Origin of the sequence: Protofrankia symbiont of Coriaria myrtifolia (genome assembly GCF_900634755.1) — a bacterium.
Lineage (GTDB): Bacteria > Actinomycetota > Actinomycetes > Frankiales > Frankiaceae > Protofrankia > Protofrankia coriariae.
Genome location: NZ_CAAAFS010000090.1, coordinates 12178 through 27474 on the forward strand (window position 1 = coordinate 12178; position 15297 = coordinate 27474).

Consider the following 15297-nt stretch of genomic DNA (forward strand, 5'->3'; position numbering starts at 1 on the left):
GCATCCGGCTGCCTTGCGTCCGGCTGGCGAGCGATGGTGACGAACAGCCGGCCGCCGCGTGCACGGCCTGCCTGCCCCGCCTAATGTCTGCCCCGCCCAATGTCTGGCGGTCAAAGAAAGTTCCACTATCGGACGAGCGATCGACCCTGTCCACTTACCCGCTCACCGGATGCTCGTTCGCACCGGCGGTGGCAGTGCGGGCCGTGACCAGAACACGGTCAAAATGTGACCGATTCGCGGTCGGTCGTGGCCAGGTCAGAGCCGAGCCGTGGCCGGAGTGTGATCGTCCATGCCGTCGCGTGTCCCGTCGGCGCGCGCCGCGCAGCAGCATGTCGACATCCAGACATGTGCGTTGGGTAACTACGGGGGGATCTTGCCTTAGTATCGATCGATGACTCAGGGTATCTATATGGATGCTTTCTGCTTAAAGGACATGCGATCATGACTTTGGGTGAAGGGACGGGCGCGATGGTGGAGCCGTCGCGCCCTGGAGATCGCCTCGCCGGTGGTCGGGGAACCCGCATGCCCGAAGCCAGGAGCGGGCGCGGCAGTGCACCCGCGGATCCGCGGAAGCCGGGGACATCCGCGATGATACGTATGATATCCGTTACCAAGAGTTACCACAGCGGCACGCGGCCCGCCCTGGACGACATCAACCTCGAGATCGGAGCGGGGGAGTTCGTCTTCCTGGTCGGCCCGTCCGGCTCGGGAAAGTCCACTTTGCTGCGTCTGCTGCTGCGGGAGGAGCGGCCCACCTCCGGGGTGGTCGAGTTCGCAGGCCGTGACGTTGCGAGCATCCCCGACCGTCGGGTACCGCTGCTGCGCCGCCAGGTCGGCTGTGTCTTCCAGGACTTCCGGCTGCTTGCGGACCGGACCGCCGCGGGCAACGTCGCCTTCGCCATGGACGTCACCGGCCGTCCGCGGCACGTGGTCCGTACGGTCGTACCCGAAGTGCTCGACCTGGTCGGGCTCGCCGGCAAGGAGAACCGCTACCCCGACGAGCTCTCCGGTGGTGAACAGCAACGGGTCGCGGTGGCCCGGGCCCTGGTCGCGCGTCCCCAGGTGCTGCTCGCCGACGAACCCACCGGCAATCTCGACCCGGCCACCGGAGCCGGGATCATGAACCTGTTGGGAGCGATCAACCGGGTGGGAACGACCGTCGTCATGGCCACCCACAACGCCGCCCTGGTGGACACCATGCGCCGACGGGTCGTCGAGCTCGAGCACGGGACGCTCGTGCGTGACCAGGCATCCGGCGGCTACGAGCCAACCCTCTGACGCCGTGACCAGCAAGCCCGGCGGGACCGGCGAACCTGGTAGGCCCGACAGGCCCGACAGGCCCGACAGGCCCGACAGGCCCGACAGGCCCGACAGGCCAGGCAGGTCGGGCAGGAAGAACAGGACTGACAGCGCGGGCGGGCCCGGTGGGTTCTGGAGGCTCTGGCTTCCCAGGCCGCCGGCCGGCGGCAACGAGGACATGACCGGGATGCGCGCCGGGGCGTTGCTCGCAATCGGCGTCACCAGCCTGCGGCGTAACCTGGCGACATCCGTCGCGGTGATCGTTACTGTGACCATCTGCCTGACCCTGCTCGGCGCCGGGCTGCTGCTGCGGGCCCAGGTCCACACCGTCGACGGCTTCCTGCTGGACCGCATCCAGGTCGTCATCGACCTCGACGACGACATCTCCGGTGCCGAACGCGACACCCTCGCGGCCGACCTGCGTGCCGACCCCCTGGTGCAGAACGTCCGCTACGAGGACAAGGCGCAGGCGTTCGCGCGTTTCAGACACGACTTCCGCAACTCGCCCGACATCGTCAGCGGGGTGAGCGTGACGGACCTGCCCGCTTCGTTCCGTCTCACGCTCGCCGACCCGCGCCGCGCCGGCGAGATCATTACCTATTACACCGGACGGGACGGGGTCGACCGGGTCCGTGATCAACGTGCTCTGCTCGCTCTGCTCTACCGGATCCTGGACGCCTGCACGATCGGGGCGTTCGCGCTCGCCGCCGTCCAGGCGCTGGCCGCGTTCGCGCTGATCTACACGATGATCCGGGTTTCCGCGCACGGCCGGCGGCGGGAAACCGCGATCATGCGCCTGGTGGGGGCGACGAACGGGACGATCCGGGCCCCGTTCGTGCTGGAGAGCGCCGTCGCCGGGATGGCCGGCGGCCTGTTCGCCGCGGCCGCGCTGATTGCGAGCAAGATCTACCTCGTGGACCACCGGTTCGCCCGCCAGACCGCGTTTCCGCTTTTCGGCTGGGAGGCGGTGTGGGCTGCCGCGGTCGGCGTCCTGCTGATCGGCACCGGGGCGTCCGCGGCGATGGCTTTTGTCGCGCTGCGCCGCCACCTGCACGTTTAGGTAGCGGGCTGGAAGGCTGGCCGACCCTCAAGGGGTCGCCGGACGGCCGGCGGCGGCATGATCGCTGTGCTTCCGCGTGGCCGGTCGGCGGCGGCGTAACCTCGGTGGAACCTGGTAGGAAAGAATGAGGTACCCCGAACGTGGCCAAGGAGACCGGCCGGAAGCTGGTTGCGCAGAACCGGCGCGTCCGGCACGACTACACCATCCTCGACACCATCGAGGCCGGGATCGTGTTGCAGGGCACCGAGGTGAAGTCGCTGCGCGCGGGCCGGGCATCCCTGGTGGATGCCTTCGCGCAGATCAGCGACGGGGAGGCGTGGCTGCACGGCGTGCACATCCCCGAGTACACCGAGGGCACGTGGACGAACCATGCCCCGCGGCGGCGTCGCAAGCTGCTGCTGCACCGTGACGAGATCGCCAAGCTGGTCGGTAAGACCCGGGAGGGTGGCCTCACCCTCGTCCCGCTGGCCCTGTACTTCAAGGACGGCCGGGCCAAGGTGGAGATCGCGCTGGCCCGGGGCCGCAAGACCTACGACAAGCGCCATGCGCTCGCCGAACGGGACGCGTCACGCGAGGTCTCCCGGGTCCTGGGACGGCGGGCCAAGGGCCGCGAGGACTGAATCCTCGCCGGCCGGATCCCCGCGCGATCCGTGCCACCGCGAACTGGTCGACGTGCCTGCCCGGCCGCGTACCCGAACCGAGTGGTGTCCCCGAACTTCAGCGGTCTGCCGACGGGAACACGGGCGGCGTGTTCGACGTTGGCCAGATGGGTCGCCATACGGTGGCTCGGGTAGGATGGTTCCGGTACCAGTATCGACTAGCACGTCGTGAGTTCACACTGTGAGTTCACGCTGTGAGTTCACGCTGTGAGCGCACATGACACGGGGGTGACCGGTTTCGACTTCGGACGTCGGGATAGGGGAAGCGGGCCGAGGATGAGCGGTTATCTCGTAAACGATCCGCTCGAAGAAACAACTGCCAACAAGTCGCAGTCTGCTACACCCCGCACTTTCGCCCTCGCGGCCTGAGCGGGATCAAGTAGCCGTCAGCCTGAGAGTGCCTCCGGCTCAGGATCTGGCGTCGCCAGGAGGATCACCTTCTGATTCGGTCACGGGATCGGCAAGGAACACCTCACAGTGACTGAGCCCACACCGGCTTGCCTGCGTGACCGGTGGGGCTGAGAAACAACAAGCAGGCTGCGCCCGGAGAAGCCCTGTTGCGGGGCCGGAGGACGCGGGTTCGATTCCCGCCACCTCCACGAGCTGGCCCGCCGTGGTCGCTGGACTCCGTCCAGCTTCCCGGCGGGCCGCGATGTTTTCCGGGAAGTCGCCCCCGATCCCCCCGACGTCGAGGACAGGCCGTCCTCGACGTGTCGGCTGGCCATGACTGTGCGTGTGGCGGTGGCTGGCAGTCGTGGCGATGCCGGCAACGACGGCCGGTCCGAGACCGATCGGACGGTTGATCATCTGGCTGGTGTCGTCCCGGCTCACAGGGCGCCGTCGGGTAGGTCGTCGACCACGGAGAAGATCGCATGGGCGGCTTTGATCCATCCGCGGGCTTCGGCCCGGCACACGTCGTCCAGTGCGGGGTCCGCGGCCTACGCGCGCATGGCCGAGGTCTCGCTGAGGATGTCGTGGAGTCGGCTGAGCGCGATCAGTTCCCGGTCGGTCTTCGGATCCAGGCCGAGGTTGATGACCGGCCCGTCGGGGCCGTCGATGACGCCTTCGTCGTCGTCGAATGGGAACGGGATCGCGCTCATCGGCTTCCTCCGGTCTGGTGGAGTTGCGCGTTCATCTGGGCCCGCGCCAACGCGGACGTGGCCGGGCACCGTCCAGCCATGCCCGGACTATGGCCCGCTCGCCGGCCGGCAGGGTGGTACCGGCTGCTGCCCACGCGAAGGTCTGCATCTGATATGCGAATGTATGTTCGACAGTGGCGGCAATCAACCCCGCGTCCGCGGCGGGATCCAAGGAGATGATCGGCTCGGCGCTCACCGGGTCACCTCCACCGCGGTGCGGATGATCCGGCCACCCGCGATCGGCCCTGCCCGTGCTTTCGACAGGCTCGATTCCCGCCACCTCCACGAGCTGGTGTCGGCTGCTTGCTGGCCTTTGGTCAGCTTTGCCGGAAGCTGCGATGTCCACCCCCCGGGGGCGATCCGTCTTCTCATGTCCTGTCGCCGGGGCACCTATTGTTCGATGGGCTCGCTGGTCGGGTTGCCGGCGGGGGGCTGGTGCATGCCGTGGGCTGGCGGGCTGAGCAGTCGGTCGAGGTAGCCGGCGAGTACGCGGCGGGCGTCGTGGGCCGATCTGGTTCCGGCGAGGACGGCGTTGCCGAGTCCGACGGTTATCGCAAGCAGGGCCACCGCCTCGTCGGCGAGGTTCGTGTGGGGCGGGAGGTGCCCGGCTGCCTGGCAGGCGCGCAGTTGTTCGACGAGCCAGGTCGCGAGGATGTCGGGGTCGTTGCCGTAGGGCTGCGCGGCCAGGGTGGGCTCGGTGAGGGCGAGGGCGAAGTACTGGTTGTAGACGAGGTATAGGAGTCGGCAGTCCTCGTCGAGGGGCAGGGTCGTCAGCAGGACGAGCTCGATGCGGTCGCGACCGGACGGTGTCGCGGCCGCATCGGTGAGGCGGATGGCCACCCGTTGGCCGAACTGCTCGCCGACCCGGCGCAGCCCGAACAGCAGCAGCTGCTCCTTGGTCTCGAAGTAGTACTGGATCAGCCGTACCGACACGCCGGCCTCGGCCGCGACCTCCCGGAACCCGGCGTTGTGCAGCCCGCGGGTGGCCGCAACGCGCAGCAGGGCGTCGGCGATCTGTCGGCGGCGGACGTCGTGGTCGACTCGTTTCGGCATAACTCCTTCTCGTGATACAACCGTACCATGAAAGCGGCGGAGGACCCGACGGCCGGCCGGTTCCGCAGCGACGCGCTGCGCGACCGCTTTCTCGCCGCCTACGAGGCGGCGTTCACCCTGTGGCCGACACCCTGGACCGAAGACGACGTCGAGACCGATTTCGGCACCACCCATGTGCACTGCTATGGGCCCACCGAGCCAGCAGCCGCCGAGCGGGACGGTGTGCCCGTCGTGCTGCTGCACGGCGCGAACTCCAACGCGGTCCAGTGGTATCCGTTCGTCGCCGCCCTCGGCGCGCGGCGCCCCGTCATCGCTCTCGGCACGCTGGGAGATCCCGGTCGCAGCGCCGCCCGGGTGCCGATCCACGAACCGGCGACCAGCGCCGCCTGGCTGGACCAGACCCTCAAGGGCCTTGGCGTCGACCGGGCGCACCTGATCGGGCACTCCTACGGCGGCTGGCTGGCGCTCAACCAGGCCCTGCACGCCGCGGACCGGCTCGTCAGCATCGTGGCGCTCGACCCGGGAGGGCTGGAGAAGGTCGGCGCCCGCTTCATCTGGATGATGTACCTCAACGGCCTGGCCGGGCTGACCCCGGCACCGGTCCGCCGGCGGCTCGCGGTGCGGCTGGACAACCCGGTCCTGCTCGTGCCCGAGTTGAAGAAGGTCCTGCTGACCGGCGCGTGGGCGTTCCGCACCCGGCGACCGGCACCCAGGCCGCTGACCGACAGCGACCTGCGGTCCATCCACACCCCGGCCCTGGTCCTCATCGGCGCACGCAGCCCGCTGCTGCATCCCGAGCGTGCCCGAGCACGGGTTGGACTGATGCTGTACGGCCACGCCGAGATCCTCCCCGGCGTCGGGCACGGACCCGGCTTCGAACACGGCAGCGACGTCGACGACCGCCTGCTCGCCTTCCTCGACGCCACCCAGAACGACGCGGCGCACCGATAGCTCCCGACCGTCCCGTCGCCTGCGAGAACGACGGTGCCGATCAGGCGGCGGCGGGTGGCGGGAACGGCGGGGAGGATGACCTCAGCGCTCTGATCCGTCTGACGGCCGCGGCCGTGGGTGAGAACACCGTGTCCGCCGTGGACACGCTCTACGACCTGGCCGGGACGGAGTTCCCGGTATGCCGCCAGCCGGCTGGACCGCTGTTTCCTTGACATCCACACGGTGGCCAAGCACATCACGCTCGCGCGGACGAATTTCGAGATGGTCGGGCAGAGTACCTTCTGGGCGGGCCGCTCCTGATGCGACGGTGATCTCATGGCGGAGACAGGCGACCGGGGATCCGCCGGGAAGCGGCCAGCCCGGCGGACCCGCATCCAGGCCCCGCGTGGTCGACGGCCTGCTCATCCCGGCGGCACCGACGTTCCTGTTCGATCCCCGCCGCCTTCGCCAGCAACTGGAGCTGGTCGGATACCGGGACGGCGCGGACGACAACTATGCGCAGCAGGTCCGCGACATTCAGGCGCTCGTCCGCGGCGATTACCGCACCCCCGGCGGTGTGCACCTGCGGGCGCCCGCCGCGGAGGGCGTCGACGCGCAGTTGTGGATCTGCGCGGTGAGGGCCGGCGAAAGCGCGCGGACCGCTGGCGAGCTGGGGCTGCCACTGGCCGCCAACTACCATTCGATGCCGTCCGCCGTGCTTGACACGGTCGCGGCCTACCGGCCGCCTTCCGGCCGTCGCGGACACTGCGGGAGCCGTATGTCATGGTTTCCGCGGACGTCGTCGTCGCCGAGGACGCCGTAGCCGCCCGCCGGCTGGCCAGCGGCTACGGCGCGTGGGCGGCCAGTATCCGCCGAGGCGAGGGCATCACCTCATACCTCACACCAGCCGAGGCGGCGGCCTACCCGTGGACGGAACAGGAGCGCGCGACCGTCGCGGACAGGATCGACACCCAGCTCGTCGGCTCGCCCGCGACCGTCGTCCGCGGCCTGCGCACGCTGTGTGACGTAACCGGGGCCGACGAACTGCTCATCACCACGGTCACCCACGATCACACCGACCGGGTCCGATCCTACGAACTGCTCGCCCATGCCTGGTCGCAACCCACCTGACGGAAGCCACCCGGGTGACTTCCACCCCTTTCCCGGGGTGCTGCCCCGGGGTGCTGCTCCGGGGTGCTGCTCCGGGGTGCTGCCGCGATCTCGTCGTCCGGTTGTCGCACCCGGCCGCGGATCAGAGGGTTCCAGCTGAGATCTTGGTTGGTTCGACCAGCGTGGTGAGCGGAGCGCTGCTGGCGAGACGGCGGTGACCTGGCCGGGCTGTCTCGGTGCGACGGAGTGTTCCGCGTTGCCGGCAGGGGTTGCTGTCATATCTTGCTAGCATGTCGGGCATGACGCGTACGATCACACTTCGGCTCTCGGACGAGGCGTACGAGGCGGTCAGGCGGTATGCCGAGGCCGAGCACACCTCGATGAACGCCTGGGTCGAGGGTGTGCTCGACGCTGAGGACATGCGCCGGCGCTGCGCCGCGCACGGAGCCTGGGTGCAGGCCAATCCGGCGGTGGCTCGTGCCGCTCTCGCCTTCGGCGAAGCCAACCAGCGGGCTCTCGCGACGGCGGGGCTGCCCAACCTCGCGGGCACCACCGAGTGAGATCACCGCGGCGCGGCGAGGTCTGGACCGTGGGCACCGGCCCCGCGCCGCAGGTGGTGCTGGTCATCAGCTCCACGGTCTACAACGAGATCGTCGATGAACCGACCGTGCTGGTCGCCCTGGTCGTGGAGCACGCTACCGACGAGGGGTTCTGCGTCGACCTCGGTGAGGGGCAGTGGGCGGTGATGGGTCTGGTCACGTTTGTGGCCAAGGCTGGTCTGGGCGAATGCCTGCGTCGGGTCGACACTCAGACGCTGACCAACGCCAACACCATGCTGTTCAAGATTTTGGCCACGCCCGAACGCTGACTCGGCGGCACTCTCCTGTCCGCCCTGTCCGCGGTGACCACACCAGGAGCCAGGCGCGATCGGTGTCGTACGGGCGGTGCGGGGCAGGCTCGGAAGTGAGCTCTGAAGCAGCTCGGAAGTCCGTCGCTTCAGAGCCTGTTGTCGAGTTCGGCCGCGGGGCGGATGGCGGCTGGCGGGCGTGGGCGGGGTCGAGCGGGGCGCTGGCGTGCCACTGCTTCAGTTTATGATGATCATATGTCTAATTGATAAAAATCATATACTGAATTCGGCTTCATCCAGGAAGAATTATCCGGGCGTGGCGCCGTTAGGATGGCAGGCACACCCCACGTCCCGGAGAGCTTCGATGACTCGACTGAGCACGTCCGTTGATCGTGCCACGGCTCTGCTCGCGAACGCGAACCTCACCGCGGACGCGGTCGTGCGCGAACTGCTGGAGGCGACGAACGAGCGCCGGGGCACCGACCTGTCGGACCTGTCGCCGGCCGAGCAGGCCGCGCTCATCGCCCAGCGCTCCCAGCGGCTCCAGCCGTCGGCGGACGCCCTGGCCGAACGGATCGTGGAGGCGGCGAAGAAGGACAGGCCGTTCATCGCCAAGTTCGGCATCGACCCGACCGGTCACGAGGTCCACCTGGGCCACGCGGTGCCGATGCTCATCCTCAGCCGCTTCCAGCGGATGGGGCACGAGGTGGTGTTCATCGTCGGTGACGTGACCGCCAAGATCGGTGATCCCAGCGGCCGTTCCGACGAGCGGCCCGCGCTGACCGACGAGGACATCGTCCGCAACCTTGCCACCTACCGTGAGCAGGTCGCTCCGTTCTTCGACTTCACCCGCGCCCGGTTCCGCCGCAACGGCGACTGGCTGCGGGAGGTCAAACTGCCGCAGCTGATCGAGATTGCCGCGCAGATCCCCGTCTCGATGTCGTTGCAGCGCGAGGACTTCCGCAAGCGGCTCGACGCCGGGCAGGGGCTCTCCCTGGCCGAGGTGCTCTACAGCGTGGTCATGGCGCTGGACTCGGTGGAGATCAACACCGACCTGGAGGTCGGCGGCATCGACCAGTTCCTCAACATGCAGATGTGCCGGCACGTGATGCACATCCGCGGGCAGGTACCCGAGCTGGTGGTCGCCACCTCGCTGATCGAGGGCACCGACGGCACCGGGGCCAAGATGAGCAAGTCCAGGGGCAACTACGTGCCGTTGACGGCGCCGGCCGGCGAGATCTTCGGGAAGATCATGTCCGTGCCGGACCGGCTCGTGACGCCCTACTTCCAGGCGCTGAGCGAGTGGCTCGACTCCGAGTTGGCCGTCGCCGAGGAGCGGCTGGCCGCCGGGTCGCTGCATCCGATGGACCTCAAGAAGATTCTCGCGGGCGAGGTCACCGCCGCCGTCCACGGCGTCGACGCCGCGATGAAGGCGCGGGAGGAGTTCGTCGCCCGTTTCTCCCGGCGCGCTTTCGGCGACGTCGAGAACCTGCCCGAGGTCGCCGACCTGGGGCAGTCGGTGACCGATGCGGTGAAGGCGCTGGGCTTCGCCAGGAGCAACGGTGACGTCCGCCGCGTCGCCCAGCAGAACGGGCTGCGCCTCGTCGTCGAGGCCGAGGGCGGCCAGGAGCAGATCACGCTCACCGCGGACGAGGCCCGCGAGCCCCTCATGGCCCTGGTCAAGGACAAGCTCGGCGAGCGGCCCGGCGACTACTACCTCAAGGTCGGCCGCAAACTCGCCCGGATCACCGCGTCGACGCACGGGTAGCGGACGGTTCGCGGCGTCCCGGCCGCGGCCTTGCGAAGCCGAACCCGCTTCAGGCGGGGCGCCGGCTCCGCTTCTGGTCTGTCTCGGCATCTTTCAGGCAGGGTTCCGGAGACTGGCCGGCCGGGAGCAGGCCGATGACCACGCGCCGCAACATGGCGGTGAGGGACTCCTGCTCGTCGATGCTCAACGGGGCGAGGACCTGTTGTTTGGCCACGTCCAGACGTGCCGTCATCTCCTCGTGCTGGCGCAACCCGGTGTCGGTCGGCCGGATGAGCCTGGCCCGTCGGTCGGCCGGGTCGGGACATCGCTTGACCAGGCCGCCGCGTTCGAGGTCGTCGATGAGCCGCACCATGACCGACCGGTCGATGCCGAGGCGGCGGGCGACCTCCAGTTGGTTACGAGAACAGCCATTCGCGGTTGCGGAAAGTACATGCAGGCCGCGAAGGCCCCCAGGGAAGTCTCCGACGGTTTCCTGCGCGGCATCCAGGAAGCCGTTCAGGACCTGGGTCAGCAGCCAGCCAAGGTCTTCGTGGACTTCTTCCGGCAGCTCGGTGGCCGAGGCTGTGCCCGTCCGCGATCCCGACATCGCCTTCGACGTCTCCCTTGACGTCTCCCGCGCGTCCGAGTGCTCCACCCCCCCATCCTACTGCTTGCGATCTGAGATATTCTCCATCGGCGATACGTGTGGTCGCAGACGATCGTGACTGCACACCGTTTTATCGCGCATCTGTTGGCTCGACTGTCGGCCCGATCAAGGGGATCACATGTCCACACTCCTGCACATCGACTCAAGCGTCAGCCCGACCTCGGAGTCCCGGGCTTTTGCCGGCCGCTTCGCCACCGCCTGGAGCGAGAACCACCCCGGCGGCACTGTGACCTACCGTGACCTCGCAGCCAACCCGCCCTCGCACCTCGGCTGGGACGGTGTCAGCGCCTCGGTGACCCCGGCGGACGCGCGGTCGCCGGAGCAGGCCGCGGCCTGGGCCGAGCGTGAGGAACTCATCGCCGAGCTTGAGGCGGCGGACGCTCTGCTGCTGTCCGTCCCGATGTACAACTGGTCGATCACGTCGACGCTCAAGGCGTGGATCGACGCCGTCATCGTCGTCGACCGGACCGTCAGCCTGTCGGGCGGGCCCAGCGTGCTGGACGGCAAGCCGGTCACGGTCATCACCGCCCGTGGCGGGGCGTACGGCCCGGGCACTCCCCAGGAGGGCAACGACCACCAGGAGCCCTACCTGCGTCACGTGCTCACCGCGCTCGGCGCGACCGACATCAACTTCATCCACGTCGAGCTGACGCTGGCCGCGGTCAACCCGGCCCTGGCCGACCTCATCCCACTCGCCGAGCAGTCCCGCGATGCCGCGGAGAAGGCAGTGGCCGCCCGCGCGGCAGCCTAGCCAGAAAAGATAGCCGCGAGTTTGTCGTCGTGTACGCCGACGGGGCCGAAAAGCGTACCGAACGACAAACTCTTCTGGATCATGCTCCGTACGGGTGGGCGGGGATGAGCCGGCCGGCGCGCCTGAGGTGTTCGTGCTCGGGCGCGCCGGTTGTCCAGCGCTAGGCGCGGGGAAGTCGGGAAGCCCGGGAAATCGCGGGCCTCACGGGCGCAGCGGCAGGGCCTTGCCGGGGTTGAGGATGCCGGTCGGGTCGAACGCCTGTTTGATCGAGGTGTGCAGCGACCGCGCCACCGGGTCCAGTTCGTCGGCCAGGCCGCGGCGCTTGAGCACACCGACACCGTGTTCGCCGCTGACCGTCCCACCGACCCGCAGCGCGAGGCCGAGCAGGTCGTCGAACGCGGCGAGCGCGCGCCGGTCAGCGTCCGGATCGTCACGCGGATACACGATCATCGGATGCAGGTTGCCGTCCCCGGCATGGCCGAAGGTGCCGATCACGACGTCCCTGGTCGTGGCGATGCGTTCGACGCCACTGATCGTCTCGACGATGCGTGAGCGCGGTACGGCGATGTCGTCGAGCAGTCACGCGCCGAGGCGTTCCAGTGCGGGGAAGGCGAGCCGGCGGGCGGCCAGCAGCATGTCGGCCTGCGCCGCGTCCTCCGAACGGTAACTCTCGGTAGCGCCGGCGGCTTCGCAGACGCTGACGACGGCCTCGGCCTCGGCCGTGCCGGCCTGCCCCGGCAGGTCGCTCTGGGCGAGGAGCAGTGCGGCGGCGGAGGCGTCCAGGCCCATGGGCTGGAATCGTTCGACCGCGGCGAGCGTCGTCGCGTCCATCAGCTCCAGCAGGGACGGCGTGGCGACATTCATGATCTTTTCGGCCGCCCGGCCGGCGCTGGCCAGGTCCGGGAACACCGCGACCGTGGTGGTCGGCGCGGCGGGCAGCGGACGCAGCCGCAGCCGGGCCTCGGTGATCACGCCAAGGGTGCCCTCGCTGCCGACGAACAGGCTGACCAGGTCGTAGCCGGCCACCCCCTTGAGGGCCCGGCGCCCGACCCGGGTGACCCGCCCGTCGGCCAGCACCACCTCGAGGCCGAGCACGGAGTCCCGGGTGCTGCCGTACTTCACACAGCACAGGCCACCGGCGTTCGTCGCGATGTTGCCACCGATGGTGCACCAGTCCCGGGACGCTGGATCCGGCGCGTACCACAGGCCGTGGGCGGCGGCGGCCTCGCGTAGCCGCTGGTTGATCACCCCGGGTTCGACGACCGCGTACCCGTCGGCGGGGCGGATGTCGCGGATGGCGTCCATCCGCTCCAGGCACAGCAGCACACACCCGTCGATCGCGTTGGCCCCGCCGGACAGCCCCGAGCCCGCGCCGCGGGGGACCACCGGCACGCCCCGGCCGTGCGCGACGCGCATCACCGCCTGGACCTGCTCGGTGCCGCGGGGGAAGACGGCGACGGCCGGCTGTCCGGCCTCCGTCCCGCTGGCCTGGTCATGACGGTAGGAGACGAGCAGATCCGGTTCTGTCACCACGGCGCCGTCCGGCAGTTCCGCCGCAAGGGCCGCGGCCAGTATTTCCCCGGTTGTCCGCATCGATGTCACCCGCTGACAGTAGAACGTGCACGGGAAGCGGCGTCTGGTGTGGGCGCTGCCCCGCCTTCCCAGCTGCCGGCGGTGGCCTTGCCGGGCGCCCAGGAAAGATCGAGCGGCCGCGGCCCTGTCTTTCCGGAGGCCTCGAGAGGCGGCCCCGGCCGCACTTCGGGCGCCCGGCGCTCCGGCTCCGGCCGGCCGCCCGGGTGGAATGCTCTGGCCGCCCGGCGATGATGATTCCGCGACCGGCGGCCGCGTCCGGTCCGGCCCGGGGACATATAGTGTCCGTGGACGCCGGCCGGGAGGGTTCGCATGAAATTCGAGCTGTTGAAGGCACACGGTTCCAGCAACGACATATTCATTGTGGACGGCCGGCCCGAGCGGATTTTCTCGACACCGGCCGAGGTGGCGGATTTCGTCCGGCTCGTCTGTGACCGGCAGGGCCCGCTGGGCGGTGACGGCCTATATTTCGTCGATGATTCACGGGCGGTACCGGAGGCGTTCTTCTTCAATCCGGACGGGTCGTCGGCCAAACTGTGCGGCAACGGCCTGCGGTGCGTCGGCCGGCTTGTCCTCGAACGCCGGGAAGCCGACGCGCTGGACGTCTCGACAGGTGGCGGGCGGTTCCGGGTCGAGCGGATCCCGCAGGTGGCCGCCGGGGTGTGGAGCGTGGCCGTCGAGCTTCCCCCGGTGACGTTCCGCGCGGCTGACGTCCCTGTCGTGACCACGGGCGCCGAGCACGTCGACACGGTCATTCCGACGCTGCACCCGGCGCTGCGTTTCACCGGGGTCGCCGTTCCCAATTCGCACCTGGTCGCGGTCGTCGACGACTACGACGAGAACGAGCTGGTCGCGGTGGGCGGCGCGGCGGCAGGCCTGCCGGTGGTTCTCCCGGCGGGCGCCAACGTGTCGTTTGTCCGGCCGCTCACCGCACCGGGGGAGATATTCGTTCGTACCTTCGAGCGCGGCGCCGGGCTGACGCCGTCCTGCGGCTCCGGCGTGGTCGCGTCCCGTGCGGTGTACTCGCGGCTCGGCCACGCCCCGGCGGACGAGCCGCTGCTGGTCCGCAACCCGGGCGGATGCGCGCGGTCCTTTCTCACGCCCGCCGCGGACGGCGCCCTGACCCCTCGGCTGGAGGGGAACGCGACCTTTGTCTACCGCGCCGTCGTCGACCTGGAACAGCTTGCGCATGCCGAACCGGGGGATCTGGACATCGACGTGCTGACCGACGAGATCTCCGCCTACGCACTGTTCCACGAGGACAACCTGCGGGCGATCCGCGCCGCCGGGATAACCCAGCCAGAGCGGTAGGTGAAACAAGCCGCCATGGCAGCGTTTTCCACCTACGCGTTCCGTGCCTGTCGGTGGAAAACGCTGTCACGGCAGCAGTTCTCACCTACAACCAGCGGTTGCAGGTCGAAGCGGTAGGTGGAAAGCGTCGTCGTGGTGGCGCCTTCCACCTACCCGAATACCATCTACCCGAGTGCCGTGTACCGGAGTGCCGTGTGCCCGAACGGCACGGATGGTTTCTCAGGCGGGGCGGTCGCTGGGGCCTGACTTGATGGCCTCCACCAACTGGCCCAGCTTCTCCTCGGGCAGATTCCTCGCGAGGTCCGATTCGCTGATCATTCCTACCAGCTGGTTGTTGTCGATGACAGGCAGCCTTTTGATCCGGTGCTCCATCATCTGTTGCAGGACCTCGTCGACGTTCGCGTCCGCGTCGATGTAGAACGGCCTGCCCTGGCCGAGTTCCCTGGCCCGGGTCGTCGCCGGGTCCCTTCCCTCGGCGAGACATCTGATCACAATGTCGCGGTCGGTGATGATGCCCTGCAGCCTGTTGTCGTCGCCGCAGATCGGCAGGGCACCGACACCGAGATCCCGCATCCTGCGGGCGGCGTCGACGAGGGTCTCGCTCTCACCGATGCACTCGGCGTCTCGATGCATGATCTCTTGTGCCGTGGTCATGCGACTCCCTTCTGCGCGCCCGCGTTCTCGCTGCGCGCTCGCATCTGCGTGACCGCCTGGTGGTGCCACCACGTGAGGTGGCCCGTGCCGCCGGGAGCCCCCGGGCGTATGGGAGGCCGGGGACTCCCGGCTGGGTTGGTGGTACCCCGTCATCTGAGGTTGCATGCTGTGTGCGGATATGTTCACGCGTGTGACATGCCTGGTCGCGGGGACGATCTGTGATTGATTGTCGCCACGACAGGACGCTTGTCGGCCTGGTGACAGACAGGCACGGGAGGCTGATGACAGGCCAGGATCTGGCCGGGACCGGATCGGGGTCAAAGGACTGGTAGCACTATGACACAGGCCACAAAAACATCGATCCTGGATCGTCCGGCGGCAGCACGGAAAGCAGCGGGACGCCGGGGACCGGCGGGCTGGCGACCCCCTCCGCCGCCAGCCCGCCGGTTTCGGGCTATCTCTTCTCCCCCGGTACTGCCC

General features: G+C 69.0%; 15 protein-coding genes, 1 other RNA gene and 1 pseudogene. 12 read left to right on the forward strand and 5 right to left on the reverse strand.

Translation table 11 applies throughout. The features are described from left to right. Window positions 1–588 precede the first annotated feature (588 nt). The 4 genes from ftsE to ssrA all read left to right on the forward strand — a co-directional run bounded on the left by ftsE (window position 589) and on the right by ssrA (window position 3620). Window positions 589–1278, forward strand: coding sequence for a cell division ATP-binding protein FtsE (gene ftsE / locus CM1CMNOD_RS05235; protein WP_013872618.1), 690 nt, complete (start codon window positions 589–591; stop codon window positions 1276–1278). Window positions 1279–1486: 208 nt separating this feature from the next. Continuing rightward, entirely contained in the window at window positions 1487–2359 is an 873-nt protein-coding gene (gene ftsX, locus CM1CMNOD_RS05240; protein WP_013872619.1) for a permease-like cell division protein FtsX, read from the forward strand. A 140-nt stretch (window positions 2360–2499) separates the two neighbouring features. Further along, a complete protein-coding gene (gene smpB, locus CM1CMNOD_RS05245; RefSeq protein ID WP_013872620.1) occupies window positions 2500–2979 on the forward strand; it encodes an SsrA-binding protein SmpB in 480 nt (159 codons plus the stop codon). 263 nt (window positions 2980–3242) lie between these two features. After that, window positions 3243–3620: a transfer-messenger RNA gene (gene ssrA / locus CM1CMNOD_RS05250) on the forward strand. Window positions 3621–3956: 336 nt separating this feature from the next. On the opposite strand, the gene CM1CMNOD_RS21515 is transcribed toward ssrA, so the two are convergent. Both CM1CMNOD_RS21515 and CM1CMNOD_RS05255 read right to left on the reverse strand, forming a co-directional pair. Then, on the reverse strand, window positions 3957–4118 hold the full coding sequence (locus CM1CMNOD_RS21515) for a hypothetical protein (RefSeq protein ID WP_013872621.1): 162 nt from the start codon (window positions 4116–4118) through the stop codon (window positions 3957–3959). A gap of 429 nt (window positions 4119–4547) precedes the next feature. Further along, entirely contained in the window at window positions 4548–5210 is a 663-nt protein-coding gene (locus CM1CMNOD_RS05255) for a TetR/AcrR family transcriptional regulator (RefSeq protein ID WP_013872623.1), read from the reverse strand. 27 nt (window positions 5211–5237) lie between these two features. On the opposite strand from CM1CMNOD_RS05255, the gene CM1CMNOD_RS05260 reads away from it, so the two are divergent. The 6 genes from CM1CMNOD_RS05260 to tyrS all read left to right on the forward strand — a co-directional run bounded on the left by CM1CMNOD_RS05260 (window position 5238) and on the right by tyrS (window position 9865). After that, on the forward strand, window positions 5238–6161 hold the full coding sequence (locus tag CM1CMNOD_RS05260; protein ID WP_013872624.1) for an alpha/beta fold hydrolase: 924 nt from the start codon (window positions 5238–5240) through the stop codon (window positions 6159–6161). A gap of 385 nt (window positions 6162–6546) precedes the next feature. Beyond that, the gene (locus tag CM1CMNOD_RS21520; RefSeq protein ID WP_050803340.1) at window positions 6547–6963 is read left to right on the forward strand and encodes a hypothetical protein; all 417 of its coding nucleotides are present in this window, start codon (window positions 6547–6549) and stop codon (window positions 6961–6963) included. Next, window positions 6924–7271 carry a hypothetical protein gene (locus CM1CMNOD_RS21525; RefSeq protein ID WP_050803341.1) on the forward strand — a complete coding sequence of 116 codons (348 nt, stop codon included), beginning with the start codon at window positions 6924–6926 and terminating at the stop codon, window positions 7269–7271. Before CM1CMNOD_RS21520 ends, CM1CMNOD_RS21525 begins: the two co-directional genes overlap by 40 nt. 278 nt (window positions 7272–7549) lie before the next feature. Continuing rightward, entirely contained in the window at window positions 7550–7810 is a 261-nt protein-coding gene (locus tag CM1CMNOD_RS05275) for a pilus biosynthesis protein HicB (RefSeq protein ID WP_013872625.1), read from the forward strand. After that, complete coding sequence (locus CM1CMNOD_RS05280; RefSeq protein ID WP_043603057.1) at window positions 7807–8118, forward strand: type II toxin-antitoxin system PemK/MazF family toxin; 312 nt, start codon at window positions 7807–7809, stop codon at window positions 8116–8118. Before CM1CMNOD_RS05275 ends, CM1CMNOD_RS05280 begins: the two co-directional genes overlap by 4 nt. A gap of 343 nt (window positions 8119–8461) precedes the next feature. Next, complete coding sequence (gene tyrS, locus CM1CMNOD_RS05285; protein WP_013872627.1) at window positions 8462–9865, forward strand: tyrosine--tRNA ligase; 1404 nt, start codon at window positions 8462–8464, stop codon at window positions 9863–9865. Between the two features lie 49 nt (window positions 9866–9914). Here the strand turns inward: tyrS and CM1CMNOD_RS05290 are convergent, their stop codons facing one another. After that, window positions 9915–10499 (reverse strand): MarR family winged helix-turn-helix transcriptional regulator, encoded by a 585-nt coding sequence (locus CM1CMNOD_RS05290; RefSeq protein ID WP_013872628.1) that lies wholly within the window; start codon window positions 10497–10499, stop codon window positions 9915–9917. A gap of 130 nt (window positions 10500–10629) precedes the next feature. Between CM1CMNOD_RS05290 and CM1CMNOD_RS05295 the strand changes: the two genes are divergently transcribed. Further along, window positions 10630–11262 (forward strand): FMN-dependent NADH-azoreductase, encoded by a 633-nt coding sequence (locus CM1CMNOD_RS05295; RefSeq protein WP_013872629.1) that lies wholly within the window; start codon window positions 10630–10632, stop codon window positions 11260–11262. Window positions 11263–11463: 201 nt separating this feature from the next. On the opposite strand, the pseudogene CM1CMNOD_RS05300 reads toward CM1CMNOD_RS05295, so the two are convergent. Then, window positions 11464–12855, reverse strand: a pseudogene (locus tag CM1CMNOD_RS05300) (FAD-binding oxidoreductase). A 309-nt stretch (window positions 12856–13164) separates the two neighbouring features. Here CM1CMNOD_RS05300 and dapF point away from each other — a divergent pair. Further along, window positions 13165–14163: a diaminopimelate epimerase gene (gene dapF, locus CM1CMNOD_RS05305; RefSeq protein WP_013872630.1), complete on the forward strand. Its 999-nt coding sequence runs from the start codon at window positions 13165–13167 to the stop codon at window positions 14161–14163. A gap of 219 nt (window positions 14164–14382) precedes the next feature. On the opposite strand, the gene CM1CMNOD_RS05310 is transcribed toward dapF, so the two are convergent. Then, window positions 14383–14817 carry a CBS domain-containing protein gene (locus tag CM1CMNOD_RS05310; RefSeq protein WP_013872631.1) on the reverse strand — a complete coding sequence of 145 codons (435 nt, stop codon included), beginning with the start codon at window positions 14815–14817 and terminating at the stop codon, window positions 14383–14385. Window positions 14818–15297: the final 480 nt, after the last annotated feature.